A 15324-nucleotide genomic window follows, 5' to 3' on the forward strand; every position below is an offset into this window, starting at 1 on the left:
CACGCATTTCGAGCAGTTCTTCCTTCGCCATCCGCGCTCAGTTTCCGTTTTGGGTCTGTGACATTGCGGCGCGCCATAGCCCCGCGCGCGGAAAAAGGGAAGCCTTTGGCGAAAATGCGGCGGAAGGCGGGGTGGGGACGGGGCAGGTAATCGTCCTCCCGACTTTAGCCTGGAAGACGAAATGCTGTGCGGTGCAAGTTCGCCGCTCTCACCCCGCGTAACGAAATGCGTCCTTGCGCACCACATGTAACAGCGGCGTGACAATTTGTTACCGGCGCGCGGCTTGCCTTGGGCGGGAAGCTGTCGCAACAGGGCGCCGGGAGCGGACGGAAGGGCCTAACAGCCGAAAATTCTGACATTTGTTGCGAAGGACGCGATGACACGGTTTCCCCTCCCAGCCCTGGCGCTGCTCTGTTCGTCCGCGCTGAGCGCGCCCGCCCTTGCCGCCGAGGATCAGGCCCCGGCGCAGTCGGCCGATGCCGTGAGCGAGCAGGACGAAGCCTTGATGCCCGGCGAAATCGTCGTGCTGGCGGCGCGGATCAAGGGTCAGGTCGACGCGCCCGAAAAACCCATCGCCAGCTATGACGAAGGCGATATCGCCGCTTTGGGCGCAAGTTCGCTGGCCGACTTGCTCGATGCCCTGGCACCGCAGACCGGGTCTGGCCGCGGGCGCAGCAGCGGGCCGCCGGTGGTGCTGGTCAACGGCCAGCGCATCACCAATTTCCGCGAAATGCGCAATTACCCGCCCGAAGCGATCAAGCGGGTCGAAGTGCTGCCCGAGGAAGTGGCCCTGCGCTTCGGCTTTCCGCCCGACACGCGCGTGGTCAACATGATCCTCAAGGACAATTTCTCCAGCCGCCGGGCCGAGGCGACCTATGGCCTGCCCAGCTACGGCGGCTTTGCCGAGGCCGAACTTGAGGCGACCTTGCTCAAGATCAGCGGGCCAAACCGCCTTTCGGTCAACGGATCAGTCAGCCACACGAGCCCGCTGTTCGAAGCCGAACGCGGCGTGATCCAGACCCCGGCGAACACCCCCACCGTGGCGAGCGATCCCGATCCGGCGGCGTGGCGTTCGCTGATCGCCGCAAACACGGCCTACGATTTCAACACCAGCTGGTCGAAGGGATTGGGCAAGGACGGGCTGGGCGGCGCGATCACGTTGAGCGGACGCGCGACGCGGACCGAGACGACCAGCTATTCCGGCCTGAATGCCGTCACCCTGACCGCGCCGGATGGTTCGAGCGAACTGCGCACGCTGGACGATCCGTTGCGCCGCCACACCGGGACCACCGCCTTGCAGGCCGGGGCCGGGATCAACACCTTCCTGGGCGATTGGCAGCTTTCGGCGACGCTGGACGGGAGCCACAGCGAAACCATCTCGCAAATCGAACAGCGCGCGGATACGTCTGCGCTGGTTGCGGCGGCGGCAGCCGGGACCCTGGCGATCGACGGGCCGCTGCCCGCGGTGGCGAGCGGCGGCTATGCAACGGCGCGGACCAACAGCGACGGCGCGACCGGGCTGGTCACGCTGATCGGGCGGCCGTTCCGCATGCCTGCGGGCGAGGCGGTCCTGACGCTCAAGACCGGTTACGCCTGGGCGAACATCGAAAGCAGCGACACGCGGACTTCTGCCGGCACCACCAGTCTTACGCGCGGCGATTTTTCGGTCGGCACCAACCTTGCCCTGCCGCTTGCCAGCCGGCGCGAGAACACGCTGGCCGCGCTAGGCGACATTACGCTGAACCTCTCGGCCGGGTGGAACCACCTGTCGGACTTCGGCGGGCTGACCGACTGGAGCGCAGGGCTCAACTGGGCGCCGCTTGACCGGCTGTCGTTCGGGGCGAGCTATATCGTCAACGATGCCGCGCCCACGCTGGCGCAGCTCGGCAACCCGACCGTGCAGACCTACAACGTGCCGGTCTATGACTATGCCACCGGCCAGACCGCGCTGGTGACCGTGACCAGCGGCGGCAATCCGGCGCTGCGCAAGGAGCGTCAGCGCGACTGGAAGTTCTCCGCCAACTGGCAACTGCCGATTCCCGGCAATTCGAACCTGGTGGTCGAATACTTCCGCAATCGTTCGAACGACGTTTCAGCCAGTTTCCCGACGCTGACCGCGGCGACCGAGGCGGCCTTTCCGGGGCGGGTGGTCCGCGATTCGGCGGGCAACTTGATCGCCATCGACCAGCGCCCGGTGACCCTTGCCGAACAGACCGGCTCGCGCCTGCGCTGGGGGATCAATCTTGGCGGCACCGTGGGCAAGGCGCCGCCGCCGGGGCCGCAGCGCGGCGGGCCGGGCGGGCGCGGACCGGGCGGAGTGCCGGGCATGGGGCCGATGGGCGGCGGGCAGGGCCGCTGGCAGTTCGGCCTGTTCCATACCGTCCAGTTCGAAAGCAAGGTGCTGATTGCGCCGGGCGTGCCCACGCTCGACCTGCTCAATGGCGATGCGCTGACCACCGGCGGCACACCGCGCCATAGCCTCGAGCTTAATGGCGGAATGTTCTACAAGGGCTTCGGGTTCCGCACCGAGGGCACGTGGAATGCGCCGACCCACGTCAACGCCAGCGGCCTGCCGGGTTCGAGCGACCTGCGCTTTGGCGCGGTGACCAAGTTCAACCTCAACCTGTTTGCCGACTTCGACCGGATCAAGGGCGCAACCGACGGCGCGTCGTTCCTGAAGGGCGCGCGGCTTGTGCTGAAGTTCGAGAACCTGTTCGATTCGCGCCAGAAGGTGACCGATGCGAGTGGGGCGGTGCCGCTATCGTACCAGCCGGACTACCTCGATCCGCGCGGACGGGTGATCAGTCTCGAACTACGCAAGATGTTCTGAAAGCAAAGGGGGCGGCCGCAGCCGCCCCCCGAATTTGCCGTGCGGTTTGTCCGCTCAGGCGGCCGGCATGTGGAACACCGCGATCAGCAGGTGCACCGTCAGCGCCATCAGCGCCAGGCTGGACAGCGCGAACAGCAGAAAGCGCACGCCAACCTTGTTCACGGTCGACTGCCAGATCGAGTGAACGATGCGCAGGGCGACATAGGCCCAGGCGATCTGGGCGTTGAGCCCGTCGCCCTGGCCGATCAGTGCGAGCGCCAGCGCGACCGCATAGAACACGGTCGGCGCTTCATGCAGGTGGTTGTAGTTGTGCGCCTTCCACTGCACTTCGCGCGGGATCAGGCCTTCGAGCATGGCCCCGGTCCAGCCCTGGTCGGCGCCGGGTTCGGTCGGCTTGGGCAGCTTGTTGATGGCGGGAATGCGGGTGGCATACATCCAGATCCACATCACCATGGTCCAGCCGGCGAGGACTGCCAGCGGCTTGAGGATTTCGATTCCGATCATGCGGCGGCTCCTTGGGCTAGCAGGGTCAGTTCAACGGCGTGGATCGCCAGCACGAACAGGCAGACGGTGGACAGCAGGAATAGCGAAAAGCGCACCGGGATGGTGTTGACCGTGGCCTGCCAGATCGAGTGGACGACGCGCAGGGCGACATAGGCCCAGGCAATCGCCAGATCGGTTTGACTGCCGCCCAACAGCGCCAGGATCACGACCGTGGGATAGAACACTGTCGGCTGTTCCATCAGGTGGGTGTAATTGTGCGATTTCCAGCTGACCTGCGGCGGCAGGACGGCTTCAAGGTCTTGTCCGCGCCCGCCGGGCGGGGCGGTTTTCACGTCCATTCCGGTCTTGGCCATCGCCGGAAAACGCGTTGCCGCCGTCCAGCCGAGCATGATCAGCGACCACAGCACCAGCACGGCGGCCGGCGCGAGCATTTGCGCTTGCATAGGATTCTCCCCCTATTCTCTGCCGTTACAGAGTGGGGGCAGGTTGTGCGCGGCGAATCCGATTGTCAAACGCAACTAATCTTTTCCGGTCACTACCTTGGCGAAGCTTTCGGGGTCGGTGTTGCTGCCGGTGAGCATGATCGCGGTGCGCCCGTCGGTGGAAACCTTGCCCGCCAGCACTGCCGCCAGCGCCGTCGCACCGCCGGGTTCGACCACCAGGTGCAGGACGCTGAACGCCCAGCGCTGCGCCGCACGCACCTCGGCGGGAGACACGGCGAGACCAAAGGCGCAGCGCGCTTGCAGGATCGCGAAGTTGATCGGCCAGGTCGCGGGGGTTTGCAGCGCGTCGCAGGCGGTGGGCGGGGCATCGGCCGAAACGCGCAGGATTGTGCCGCTGGCAAGGCTGAGGCGGACATCGTCCCAGCCTTCGGGTTCGACTGGCACGATTTCCGCTTCGGGGCAGGCGAGGGCGAGGCCCGCCGTCAACCCGCCGCCACCGCAGGGCGCGACGATCCGGGTCGGCGCTTCGATCCCGCGCTCGGCAAGCTGCTCCACGATTTCCAGCCCCGCGCTGCCTTGCCCCTCGATCACCCAGGGATCGGCATAGGCGTGGACCAGTGTTGCGCCGCGCTCGGCGCAAAGGCGGTTCGCCACCGCGTCGCGGTCCTCGCCGCCGGGGCGGTCATAGAGCACCACTTCGGCGCCCAGCGCGCGGGTGGCGGCAAGCTTTACCTGCGGGGCATCGACGGGCATGACGATGGTCGCCGCGATCCCCAGCCGCCGCGCCGCCCAGGCCACGCCCTGTGCGTGGTTGCCGCTGGATACGCCCACCACGCCCGCCGCGCGCTCCGCTTCGGTCAGGTCCGACAGGCGGTGCCACGCGCCGCGAATCTTGAACGCGCCGATCGGCTGCAGGCAATCGGCCTTGAACCACAGGCGCGCGCCGTTGACCTCTGCCTCAAGCAGGGGTGTTTTCGGCAGGATTTTCGCTATCTTGGCCGCCGCGCGGGCGACTCCCTCGGCCGTGGGGCTGCGGGTTTGTTGTGCTGTCATGAAACAATCCTATAAGCGCGGCCACGCCTGCCGGAAAGGGCAGGACCAAAGGAGATTCGAGACGTGAGCAAGGTTCTGGTGATCGGCGCGGGCGGGGTCAGCTCGGTTTGCGTGCACAAGATGGCGATGAACGCCGGCATTTTCAGCGAAATCCACCTCGCCAGCCGCACCAAGTCAAAGTGCGATGCGATCGCGGCGTCCGTGAAGGAGCGCACCGGGCAGACCGTCCAGACCTATGAGATCGACGCCGAGGAAGTGCCGGCGCTGACCCGCCTGATCCAGCAGACCGGCGTCAAGCTGGTGGTCAACGTGGCGCTGCCCTACCAAGACCTGCCGATCATGGACGCGTGCCTCGCCGCCGGGGTCGATTACCTCGACACCGCGAACTACGAGCCGAAGGACGAGGCCAAGTTCGAATACAAGTGGCAGTGGGCCTATCACGACCGCTTCAAGGAAAAGGGCCTGATGGCCCTGCTGGGTTCGGGCTTCGATCCGGGCGTGACCAGCGTGTTCGCGATGTGGCTCAAGAAGCACAAATTGAAGACCATCCGCAGCCTCGACATTCTCGATTGCAACGGCGGCGACCATGGGCAGGCCTTTGCCACCAACTTCAACCCGGAAATCAACATCCGCGAAGTGACCGCCCCCGCGCGCCACTGGCTGAACGGCGAATGGGTCGAAACCCCGGCGATGACGATCCGCCACAACTTCGATTTCGAAGCCGTCGGCCCCAAGAACATGTACCTGATGTACCACGAGGAACTGGAAAGCCTCGCGAAGTTCATCCCCGAGCTGGAACGCGGCCGGTTCTGGATGACCTTCGGCGATGCCTATATCAACCACCTCACCGTGCTGCAGAACGTGGGCATGACCGGGATCGAGCCGATCAACTACCAGGGCAAGGAAATCGTGCCGCTGCAGTTCCTCGCCGCCGTGCTGCCCAAGCCCGAAACGCTGGGCCCGACCACCAAGGGCAAGACCAACATCGGCGATATCGCCACGGGCCAGGCGCTCGACGGGTCGGGTGAGAAGACCTTCTACATCTATAACATCTGCGACCACGAGGACGCGTTCCACGAAACCGGCAACCAGGCGATCAGCTATACCACCGGCGTTCCGGCGATGATCGGCGCGGCGATGATGCTGACCGGCGCGTGGCGGGGTGAGGGCGTGTTCAACATCGAACAGCTCGATCCCAATCCGTTCATGGATATGCTCAACACGCAAGGCCTGCCCTGGCACGTCAAGGAACTGGCCGGCCCGGTCGAGTTCTGATGAACTTCAACGCGCTTGCCCCGATCGGGTTGCTGGCAGGCTCCAACCTGCTGATGAACCTGGCCTGGTACGGCCACCTCAAGGCGCAATCGCGCGCCTTGTGGCTGGCGGTGCTGGCCAGCTGGGGCATCGCGTTCTTCGAATACTGCCTGGCCGTGCCGGCCAACCGGATCGGCTCGGCGGCCTATTCGCTGCCGGAACTCAAGACCATCCAGGAAGTCATGTCGCTTTCGACCTTCATCCTGATGGCCTGGGTGCTGTTCGGGATGAAGCCCACCATGAGCCAGATGGTCGGCTTTGCCTTCATCGTGACCGGCGCATTCTTCATCTTCAAGGCCCCGCTGGGATGAGCCAGGCAAACAGGGCACTGGCAATCGTTTTGTTTGCTCTGCTGACTTCAAGCTGTGCGCCGGAACGAAGTGGAATCCCGCCAAGTGTAGATGCCGCGTCTGGTTTGCGAGACAGCGTCAGGCACAAGGAACTGACGCCCAACCAAGTCGCCACATGCAAGGCATCCGGCGGACAGGTGATGGCGCAGGGCATGTTGCAGATTGAAGCCTGTGTTTGGCGTTTGCCTGACGGAGGAAAATCCTGCCAAAGTAAGTCCGATTGCATTGGCAAATGCCTCGCTGAACCAAACTCAGATCAAATTTTCGGTGATGCGAAGTCTTGCAAATGCCAAGCGGAAAGCGGTCCGGTCTTCGGTTGTCATGCCGAGCTTAGCGGCGGAGCGATTGGCGAGACGATTTGCGCTGATTAAGTCGTGTCCATTCTATTAGGTGTTTGAAAATGGAAACCAGAGCCGGCGATCCGGGGGCTTTTGCCCAGTTTGACCTCAGCCGCGTCGATAGCCCGGCTTTCGTTGTCGATGCCGCGCGGCTGCGGCAGAACCTGGCAGTGCTGGCCGACGTCCGCGACCGGGCGGGGATCAAGGTGCTCGCCGCGCTCAAGGCCTTCTCGATGTGGAAGGTCGCGCCGATCGTGGGCGAATACCTCGACGGGGTCTGTACCTCGGGCCTGTGGGAAGCGCAGCTCGCGGGTGAATTCTATGCCGGCGAGATCGCGACCTATTGCGCGGCCTACAAGGCGGCGGACCTGCCCGAAATCCTGCGCCTGTCCGACCACGTGATCTTCAATTCACCGGGGCAGATCGAACGCTTCGTCCCCCAGATCGCGCTGGCGCGGGCCGAAGGGCGGGAATTCGATATTGGCCTGCGGATCAATCCCTTGCACGCCGAAGGTGAAGTACCGCGGTATGATCCCTGCGCGCCCCATTCGCGGCTGGGTTTCCCGGTTGACCAGCTGACGCCGGAGCTGATGGAAGGGGTCGATGGGCTCCATTTCCACACCCTGTGCGAGCAGGATTTCGAGCCGCTGCAGCGCACCTGGCAGGCCGTAAAGCCGTTCATCGCGCCCTACCTTGGCCAGCTCAAATGGCTGAACTTCGGCGGGGGTCATCACATCACCCGCGCCGATTACCAGCGGGACGATCTGGTCGAATTCCTCAAGGCCGTGAAGGCTAAGACCGGCTGCGAGCTTTACCTTGAGCCGGGCGAGGCCGTGGCGCTCGACGCCGGGATTCTCGTCGGCACGGTGCTCGATACGCACTGGAACGGGATGCCGCTGGCCATCACCGACATTTCGGCAACCTGCCACATGCCCGACGTGATCGAGGCGCCCTATCGCCCGGCCATGCTGGGTGAATTGCCGCAGGTCGATACCGAGGTGGATGAAGGCGCGGGCGGGGCGGTGCGCCTTGGCGGGCCGTCGTGCCTCGCGGGCGACGTGATCGGCGATTACCGCTTTCCTATGGCCGTCGAGCCTGGGCTGCGTTTCGCGTTTCTCGATCAGGCGCACTATTCGATGGTCAAGACCACGACTTTCAACGGCGTGCCGCTGCCCTCGATCTGGCTGTGGGACAGCGAAACCGGCGCGCTCGAATGCGTGCGGCGCTTTGCCTATGAGGACTTCCGCGACCGGCTGAGCTGAGGCACAGTGTCCTCAAACACAAGCAGGGGACAGGCGATGCCGCAGGACATTCTCGATGCGACGACCAGCGATCCGGCGCTGATGGGCTGGATGCAGGGCCTGCCGCCCGCACCGGACAAGCGCCTGGCCTGGGCGCGCGCGGATCACATGCGCTTTCCGATGCACCGCTATGCCTTCTCGCACATGCGCGAATTCCTGCCCACGGCGCGGGTCGGGCGGGGGCAGGGGCCGGTCTGGAACCTGCCGGAGGCCCCGCGCGATGACCTCGACGGCGTGACCTTCACCCCGATGGGCGGCGGCGCGGAACTGAGCTGGAAGGACGCGCTGGCGGCCAATTTCACCGATGCCGTCTGCGTGCTGCACAAGGGCGCGGTGGTCTATGAGCGCTACCTTGGCGTCACCCGCCGCGATACGCCGCACATCGCCTGGTCGGTGACCAAGAGCTTCGTCGGTGTGCTGGCGGAAATGCTGGTGGCCGAGGGCAAGCTTGATCCCGCCGCGCCGATGGCTGAGCTTCTGCCCGAAATGGCTTCCAGCGGCTTTGGCAATGCCACGCTGCGCCAGGTGATGGACATGACCACCGGCATCGCCTTCAGCGAGGAATATACCGATCCCAATTCGGGCATCGGCGCCTTCAGCCAGGCGCTGGGCCTGACCCCGCGTGCGCCGGGTTACAGCGGGCCGACTGACGTGTTCGCGTTCCTGCCCACCATCGCCCACGAGGACGGGCGCGGCCATGGGGAGCGGTTCATGTACCGCACCTGCAACACCGAAGTGCTGGGCTGGCTGGTCGCTCGCACCGAGGGCAAGCGGCTGCAACAGGTGCTCTCCGAGCGGATCTGGCAGCCATTGGGGATGGAGCAGGATGCCGATTTCCTGATCGATTCGACCGGCATGGCCTTTGCCGGTGGCGGGCTCAATCCGGTGCTGCGCGATATGGCCCGCTTTGGCGAGGCTATGCGCTGCGGCGGGGTGGGGAATGGGCGGCAGGTGATCCCCGCCGGAGTCGTCGATTCGATCCGGGGCGGGGCGAATCCGGAACATTTTGCCCGTTCGACCTATCCGCACCTTCCGGGCTGGTCCTATCGCAGCCAGTGGTGGATCACCCACAACAATCGCGGGGCCTTTACCGCGCGCGGAATCCACGGCCAGGTGATCTATGTCGATCCGGCCGCCGAGATGGTTGTGGCGCGCTTTGCATCGCATCCGATTGCCGGAAATGCGGGCATCGATCCCACCTCGTTGCCGGCTTATGAAGCCCTTGCGCAGCACCTGATTTTGGCGGGCTGAGCGTGGCATCTTGCCTGCAACAAAACGGTCATAAAAATTCATTTGCACTTAATCTGCGAAGTCCTATATCGCACCCCCGCTGCCCCAAGGGGACTTCCAATAACCGCAAGGCAGCCTCGTCTTTCGTGTTACCTGGCCGCAAGGCCTATTGGGGGTCCCTTGAGTTGCACAACTATCCTGATGCACCGGCTGTAGTTCGCGCCCTTTCGCCCGACGAACCCGTTATCCTCAATCGCCCGCACGCCGCAGCGCGCGCCGCCCGCTTCTTTGTCGAGAAGTTTCCGGGCAAGTCGCTCTATGCCGTGAAGGCGAATCCCTCGCCCGAACTCCTGAAGGTCCTGTGGGCCTCGGGCGTGACGCACTATGACGTTGCTTCGATTGCAGAAGTGCGCCTGGTGCGCTCGGTGCTGCCCGAAGCCGTGCTGTGCTTCATGCACCCGGTGAAGCCGGCTGCCGCCATTGCCGAGGCCTACAAGGTCCACGGCGTGCGGACCTTCAGCCTCGATACCCAGGAAGAGCTGGCGAAGATCGTCAAGGCGACCGATGGCGCCGAAGACCTTTCGCTGTGCGTGCGCCTGCGCGTTTCATCCGACTATTCGGAGCTGAGCCTCGCCTCGAAGTTCGGGGTGGACCTGGCCGATGCCGCGCCGCTGCTGCAGGCGACTCGCCAGGTGGCCGATGCGCTGGGCATCTGCTTCCACGTCGGTTCGCAGGCGATGACCCCGTTTGCCTATGTCCAGGCGCTGGAACGCGTGCGCGCGGCGATCGTCGATGCCTCCGTCACGGTCGACATCGTCGACGTGGGCGGCGGCTTTCCGTCGATCTATCCGGGCATGGAGCCCCCGCCGCTCGAAGACTATTTCGGCGCGATCCACCGTGCGGCCGAATCGCTGCCGGTGTCGTATTCGTCGGAATTGTGGTGCGAGCCGGGCCGGGCGCTCTGCGCGGAATACAACTCGATGATCGTGCGCGTCGAAAAGCGCCGCGACGATGAGCTGTACATCAACGACGGTGCCTATGGCGCGCTCTACGACGCGGCCCACGTGGGCTGGCGCTTCCCGGTGCGCGTGCTCGCGGAAGGGCGCTCGGAAGAAGCGCAGGAATTCGCGTTCTATGGCCCGACCTGCGACGATGCCGACTATATGGAAGGCCCCTTCGCGCTGCCGGCGGACATCCGCGCGGGCGACTATATCGAAGTGGGCATGCTGGGTGCTTACGGCGCGGCGATGAAGACCGCCTTCAACGGGTTCGGCCAGGCCGAAATCGTCGAAGTCACGGACGAGCCGATGGCCAGCCAGTACGCCGGCAACCGCCGCGATCCGCGTCACAGCGATAACGTGGTGTCGCTGCGTTAATCGGCCAGAGCCGGGCTTTAAAAGCAAGAGGGGGCGGGAACCACGGTGGTTCCCGCCCCCTTTGCATTTGCGCCGTGCGGCGGGTCAGAACCCGACGGTGAACGATCCGACCACGCGGCTGTCACCCAGCGTGCCGAAAGCATTGGTGTCCGTATCGTGATAACGCACATCCACCTTCGCGCCCTTGAGCACTTCGTAAGACAGGCCCAGGTTCCAGGTGTTGTAGTCGGGCAGGTTGTCGATCTGCTGGTGCCCGAACGCGCCCGAAGCGGAAAGCTTGTCGGTCAGCGGATAGGCGGCATTGGCCTCGACATAGGTCGCCGGCTCGCTGGTGCCGAAGTAGTTGCCGGTGTGATAGGCAGTCGCGCCAAGGCCCAGCTTGCCGACAGTGCCTGACAGGCCGATCTTCCCTTCGAGCGTATCGATATTCGCGCCCGCATCGACATAGCCATAGCGCACCACGCCAAGGTCGAGCTTCGCCCCGCCGAGATCGAACACATAGCCGCCCCACAGGTCGTATTCCTGCTTCACGCCCGCGAAGTCGACGTTCTCGGTACCCGCGCCGGCATAAAAGCCGCCATAGTTGACCTGGGCGGTCGCGAACACGGCGGGGTCCTCGTTCGACTGGCTGACACCGCGCCAGACATAGTCGGTCGCGCCGGTCAGGCTGAAGCTGACGGTGACGGGCGAGGCATCGCCCTCTTTGGCCATGGCAGCAGTGGGAAGGGCGAAAGCGGCGCCGAGCGCCAGCAGGGCTGAAATGGTCTTCATGGCTTCGTGTCCTCATGGTTTCGGGCAAGACTTTCCCGTTCGCCGGAGCAAGACGCTGCGGCGGCGGGCGCAATTGCCCTGTTGTTCAAAATCGGGGTGTCCGGCGGGCGGCCGTGCGGAGGAGAGAGGTTGCGGTCCCGCCCGCCGGAGATTTGCGACCCTTAGAAGAAGCCGAGCTTCTTCGGGCTGTAGCTAACCAGCAGGTTCTTGGTCTGCTGGTAGTGTTCGAGCATCATCTTGTGGGTCTCGCGCCCGATGCCCGATTGCTTGTACCCGCCGAACGCGGCGTGAGCCGGATAGGCGTGGTAGCAATTGGTCCACACGCGGCCGGCCTGGATGGCGCGGCCAAAGCGGTAACAGGTGTTGGCGTCGCGGCTCCACACGCCCGCGCCAAGGCCGAACATGGTGTCGTTGGCGATCGCCAGCGCCTCGTCCGCGTCCTTGAAGGTGGTGGTGGAAACGACGGGTCCGAAGATTTCCTCCTGGAAGATCCGCATCTTGTTGTGGCCCTTGAACACGGTCGGCTGGATGTAATAGCCGCCCGCAAGGTCGCCGCCCTGCTGGGAAATCCCGCCGCCGATCAGCACTTCGGCGCCTTCGTCCTTGCCGATCTGAAGATAGCGCAGGATCTTGTCCTGCTGTTCGGCGCTGGCCTGCGCACCGATCATCGTTTCGATGTCGAGCGGGTTGCCCTGCTTGATCGCGGCGACGCGCTTCAGCGCGCGTTCCATGAAGCGGTCATAGATCGATTCCTGGATCAGCGCGCGGCTCGGACAGGTGCAAACCTCGCCCTGGTTGAGCGCGAACATCACGAAGCCTTCGATCGCCTTGTCGAAGAAATCGTCGTCGGCTTCGGCGACATCGGCGAAGAAGATGTTGGGGCTCTTGCCGCCCAGTTCCAGCGTCACCGGGATCAGGTTTTCGCTGGCATACTGCATGATCAGGCGGCCGGTGGAGGTTTCCCCGGTGAAGGCGATCTTCGAGATCCGCTTGGAGCTGGCGAGCGGCTTGCCCGCTTCAAGGCCGAAGCCGTTGACCACGTTGAGCACGCCCGGCGGCAGCAGGTCGCCGATCAGTTCCATCACCACCAGGATCGAGGCCGGGGTCTGTTCGGCGGGCTTGAGCACCACGCAGTTGCCTGCGGCCAGCGCCGGAGCGAGTTTCCACGCCGCCATCAGGATCGGGAAGTTCCAGGGGATGATCTGTCCGACCACGCCCAGCGGTTCGTGGAAGTGATAGCCGATGGTATCGTGATCGATCTCGCTGATCGAACCTTCCTGCGCGCGCACGCAGCCCGCAAAATAGCGGAAGTGGTCGATCGCGAGGGGAATGTCGGCGGCCAGCGTCTCGCGGATCGGCTTGCCGTTGTCCCAGGTTTCGGCGGTAGCGATCAGGTTGAGGTTCTGCTCCATCACATCGGCGATGCGGTGCAGGATCAGCGCGCGTTCGGCCGGCGCCGTGCGGCCCCAGGCGTCCTTGGCGGCATGGGCGGCGTCGAGCGCCAGTTCGATGTCGTCAGCGTCGCTGCGCGCGACCTGGCACACCGGCTTGCCGGTGATCGGGCTGACGTTGTCGAAATAGCGGCCGGCGCACGGGGCAACCCATTTACCGCCGATGAAGTTGTCATAGCTCTTGGCGAAGGGAGAGACGAGCTTGGAGGCTTCTCCAGCAACGAGCATGTCCATCTGTCAGGATCCCCTCAAAAACCGGCCCGCTTGATGCAGGGCCTTGGATCCTGGGTTTCATATGTTGCCGGGTAAAAACAGGGGGGCGGGGAAGTGGGGAGGGGGCAGGTGTATCACGTGTGAGACAGCGCGATGACATTTGCCCTCAATGCATCCCGCCCATGCCGGCGCGTTCCATCCGGCGATACATCGTGGCGCGGCCGATGCCGAGCAGGCGCGCGGCGGCGGCGACATTGCCGCCAGAGCGGGCGAGGGCCTGGCGCAGCACGGCGCGTTCGCTTTCCTCGAACCCGGTCATCTCACCGGTACCCAGCACGTCGGCAAGCGGCCGGGGCTTGGCGAGTCGGTCGTTGCCAAGCTGGAACTGGCGGCGCGCGGCGCGGGTGGCGCCGATCACCAGATCGTCGCGATCGACTGCGAGCAGGGCCGAACCGCGCCCGGGCTGGTCCGGGGCATAGACGATGCGGGCGTGGGCAAAATGGCGGCAGAAGTAATCGCGCTCGATCTGGCGCGCGGCATCCTGCACCAGCGCGGAGATCAGCGCGGCCATGGCATCGCCGTGGTCGGCCCGCGCGCTGGAAACGTCGAGCGCGGCCACCAGTTGTCCCTGCGGATCGAAGATCGGGGCATCCATGCAGGATACGCCGACATTGCGGCTGGCGAAGTGTTCGTGGCGCAGGATCGTGACGGGGCGCTGTTCGACGAGGCAGGTGCCGATCCCGTTGGTGCCTTCGGCGGCCTCGCTCCACTGCGCGCCCGAGGTCAGGCCGACCGCATCGAACAGCGCGTTGTCGCCATCGGCAGAGCGCGCCTCGAGGATCACGCCATCGGTGTCCGACAGCACGACACAGCAGCCGGTGCGCCCGACGCTGCCGTACAGCGTGTCGAGAACGGGGGTGGCGGCGGCCAGCAGTTCGCCGTTGGCGGCGCGCAGCGTTGCGAGTTCCGCACCGCCAATCCGTTCGCCCCGGCGCGAGGCGGAAGGATCGAGCCCATGGTGGATCGCCGAGCGGCACCACGATGCCGCAACCGGCGAAGTCGCCGCGGCGTTGCCCGACTGGACAGTCGCCAGGACGTGTTCGCTGTGAATGCCCTTCCTCTCGGTCATGGCAGGTTCTCTCTCACCGGAGCGGCCGTGCACGTGCACTGTGGCCGCAGCTTTCTAGACCTTTCGGGCAATGAGGAACAGGGCTGACGCCATGGCAAGGCCCATTGTGCGAGCCTGCCGCCAAAGTGTCTCGCTTTCGAGACACCGCTAACTGTTGGATCCGCGCGATTGTTCGTGAATGCGGATGGCCAGTTCAGTGCGGTTTTCAACGCCCAGCTTGTCGAAAATGCGGTTGAGGTAAACCTTGATCGAGCCCTCGGTCATGCCGAGGTGGCTGGCAATCTCGCGGTTGCGCATCCCGCGGGCGACGGCTTCGGTGATCTGGCGTTCGCGCGGGGCGAGCGCTTCAAGCAGGTCGGTCGGGCCGCCGCGATCGATCAGCTCCTGCGCCTTGAGCAGAAGGTCGGCAGGAATGACCGTTTCGCCGCTGGCTACTTTGCGGATCGTATCGATCAGGTGCTGTTCGGCCCCCTGCTTGAAGACGATGCCGTTGACCTTGGCCCGCACTGCGGCGACCAGGCGGCTATCGTCGAGCGCGGCGGTCAGCAGGATGACGGGGCGATCGTCGCCCCGGCCGCGCAGCGCCTCAAGCACCGAAATGCCATCGCGCTGCGGCATCTGCACGTCGAGGATCACAACATCGGGATTGTGCGCGGCCACTGCCACAAGGGCTTCGTTGCCATCGTTGGCGGAGGCGCAGATATCGATGCCGGACGAACGAAGCACCGCTTCCAGTCCGGCGCGCAGGAACGGATGATCATCGGCGATGACTACACTTGTCATGTCCGTCCTTTAAGCGGGAGCGTAATGCCCACTCTTGTAGCACCGGGATGCGAGGAAATCACCAGCGTTCCACCCAGTTCGTCAATTCTTTCATTCAGCGATCGCGGGGCATTCGCCACTTCATCGAGCGGGAACCCGCGGCCATTGTCGTCGATCGTCAGCACGAGCGCGTGAGGGCCGCGGCCCAGGCCAAGCTCGACCCGCGTCGCACCGCCGTGGCGCACGGCATTGGCCACCG

Annotated in this window: 16 protein-coding genes; 8 read left to right on the top strand and 8 right to left on the bottom strand. The window is 64.9% G+C overall.

The genetic code is table 11. The annotated features are described in order from the left end of the window. Both ACE3SN_RS12370 and ACE3SN_RS12375 read left to right on the top strand, forming a co-directional pair. The coding region (locus ACE3SN_RS12370) for a hypothetical protein (protein WP_374530464.1) at positions 1–221 on the top strand (221 nt) is incomplete at its 5' end. A 155-nt stretch (positions 222–376) separates the two neighbouring features. Beyond that, positions 377–2830 carry a TonB-dependent receptor gene (locus ACE3SN_RS12375; protein ID WP_374530466.1) on the top strand — a complete coding sequence of 818 codons (2454 nt, stop codon included), beginning with the start codon at positions 377–379 and terminating at the stop codon, positions 2828–2830. Positions 2831–2884: 54 nt separating this feature from the next. Here ACE3SN_RS12375 and ACE3SN_RS12380 read toward each other — a convergent pair whose 3' ends face one another. The 3 genes from ACE3SN_RS12380 to ACE3SN_RS12390 all read right to left on the bottom strand — a co-directional run bounded on the left by ACE3SN_RS12380 (position 2885) and on the right by ACE3SN_RS12390 (position 4830). Beyond that, positions 2885–3334, bottom strand: coding sequence for an MAPEG family protein (locus ACE3SN_RS12380; protein ID WP_374530468.1), 450 nt, complete (start codon positions 3332–3334; stop codon positions 2885–2887). Beyond that, complete coding sequence (locus ACE3SN_RS12385; protein WP_374530470.1) at positions 3331–3777, bottom strand: MAPEG family protein; 447 nt, start codon at positions 3775–3777, stop codon at positions 3331–3333. The genes ACE3SN_RS12380 and ACE3SN_RS12385 overlap by 4 nt, the downstream gene beginning before the upstream one ends. Before the next feature lie 75 nt (positions 3778–3852). Then, positions 3853–4830, bottom strand: coding sequence for a threonine/serine dehydratase (locus ACE3SN_RS12390; protein ID WP_374530471.1), 978 nt, complete (start codon positions 4828–4830; stop codon positions 3853–3855). A 63-nt stretch (positions 4831–4893) separates the two neighbouring features. Here ACE3SN_RS12390 and ACE3SN_RS12395 point away from each other — a divergent pair, with 63 nt between their 5' ends. The 6 genes from ACE3SN_RS12395 (at position 4894) to ACE3SN_RS12420 (ending at position 10739) form a co-directional block, all read left to right on the top strand. Next, complete coding sequence (locus ACE3SN_RS12395) at positions 4894–6105, top strand: saccharopine dehydrogenase C-terminal domain-containing protein (protein WP_374530473.1); 1212 nt, start codon at positions 4894–4896, stop codon at positions 6103–6105. Then, positions 6105–6455, top strand: coding sequence for a DMT family protein (locus ACE3SN_RS12400; protein ID WP_374530475.1), 351 nt, complete (start codon positions 6105–6107; stop codon positions 6453–6455). The genes ACE3SN_RS12395 and ACE3SN_RS12400 overlap by 1 nt, the downstream gene beginning before the upstream one ends. After that, the gene (locus tag ACE3SN_RS12405) at positions 6452–6865 is read left to right on the top strand and encodes a hypothetical protein (protein WP_374530477.1); all 414 of its coding nucleotides are present in this window, start codon (positions 6452–6454) and stop codon (positions 6863–6865) included. Before ACE3SN_RS12400 ends, ACE3SN_RS12405 begins: the two co-directional genes overlap by 4 nt. 29 nt (positions 6866–6894) lie before the next feature. Next, complete coding sequence (locus ACE3SN_RS12410) at positions 6895–8094, top strand: carboxynorspermidine decarboxylase (RefSeq protein ID WP_374530479.1); 1200 nt, start codon at positions 6895–6897, stop codon at positions 8092–8094. A 36-nt stretch (positions 8095–8130) separates the two neighbouring features. Further along, complete coding sequence (locus ACE3SN_RS12415) at positions 8131–9384, top strand: serine hydrolase domain-containing protein (protein WP_374530481.1); 1254 nt, start codon at positions 8131–8133, stop codon at positions 9382–9384. 164 nt (positions 9385–9548) lie between these two features. After that, positions 9549–10739 carry a type III PLP-dependent enzyme gene (locus tag ACE3SN_RS12420; protein ID WP_374530483.1) on the top strand — a complete coding sequence of 397 codons (1191 nt, stop codon included), beginning with the start codon at positions 9549–9551 and terminating at the stop codon, positions 10737–10739. 84 nt (positions 10740–10823) lie between these two features. Here ACE3SN_RS12420 and ACE3SN_RS12425 read toward each other — a convergent pair whose 3' ends face one another. From ACE3SN_RS12425 to ACE3SN_RS12445, 5 genes are all read right to left on the bottom strand, one after another. After that, the gene (locus ACE3SN_RS12425; RefSeq protein WP_374530485.1) at positions 10824–11510 is read right to left on the bottom strand and encodes a TorF family putative porin; all 687 of its coding nucleotides are present in this window, start codon (positions 11508–11510) and stop codon (positions 10824–10826) included. Between the two features lie 161 nt (positions 11511–11671). Beyond that, positions 11672–13195, bottom strand: coding sequence for an aldehyde dehydrogenase (gene adh, locus ACE3SN_RS12430; RefSeq protein ID WP_374530487.1), 1524 nt, complete (start codon positions 13193–13195; stop codon positions 11672–11674). A gap of 145 nt (positions 13196–13340) precedes the next feature. Next, on the bottom strand, positions 13341–14303 hold the full coding sequence (locus ACE3SN_RS12435; protein ID WP_374530489.1) for a GAF domain-containing protein: 963 nt from the start codon (positions 14301–14303) through the stop codon (positions 13341–13343). Positions 14304–14450: 147 nt separating this feature from the next. Further along, the gene (locus ACE3SN_RS12440) at positions 14451–15086 is read right to left on the bottom strand and encodes a response regulator (protein ID WP_374530491.1); all 636 of its coding nucleotides are present in this window, start codon (positions 15084–15086) and stop codon (positions 14451–14453) included. Further along, the coding region (locus ACE3SN_RS12445) for a sensor histidine kinase (RefSeq protein WP_374530493.1) at positions 15083–15324 on the bottom strand (242 nt) is incomplete at its 5' end. The genes ACE3SN_RS12445 and ACE3SN_RS12440, both read right to left, overlap by 4 nt.

This window comes from Novosphingobium sp., assembly GCF_041915465.1.
Classification (GTDB): Bacteria; Pseudomonadota; Alphaproteobacteria; order Sphingomonadales; family Sphingomonadaceae; genus Novosphingobium.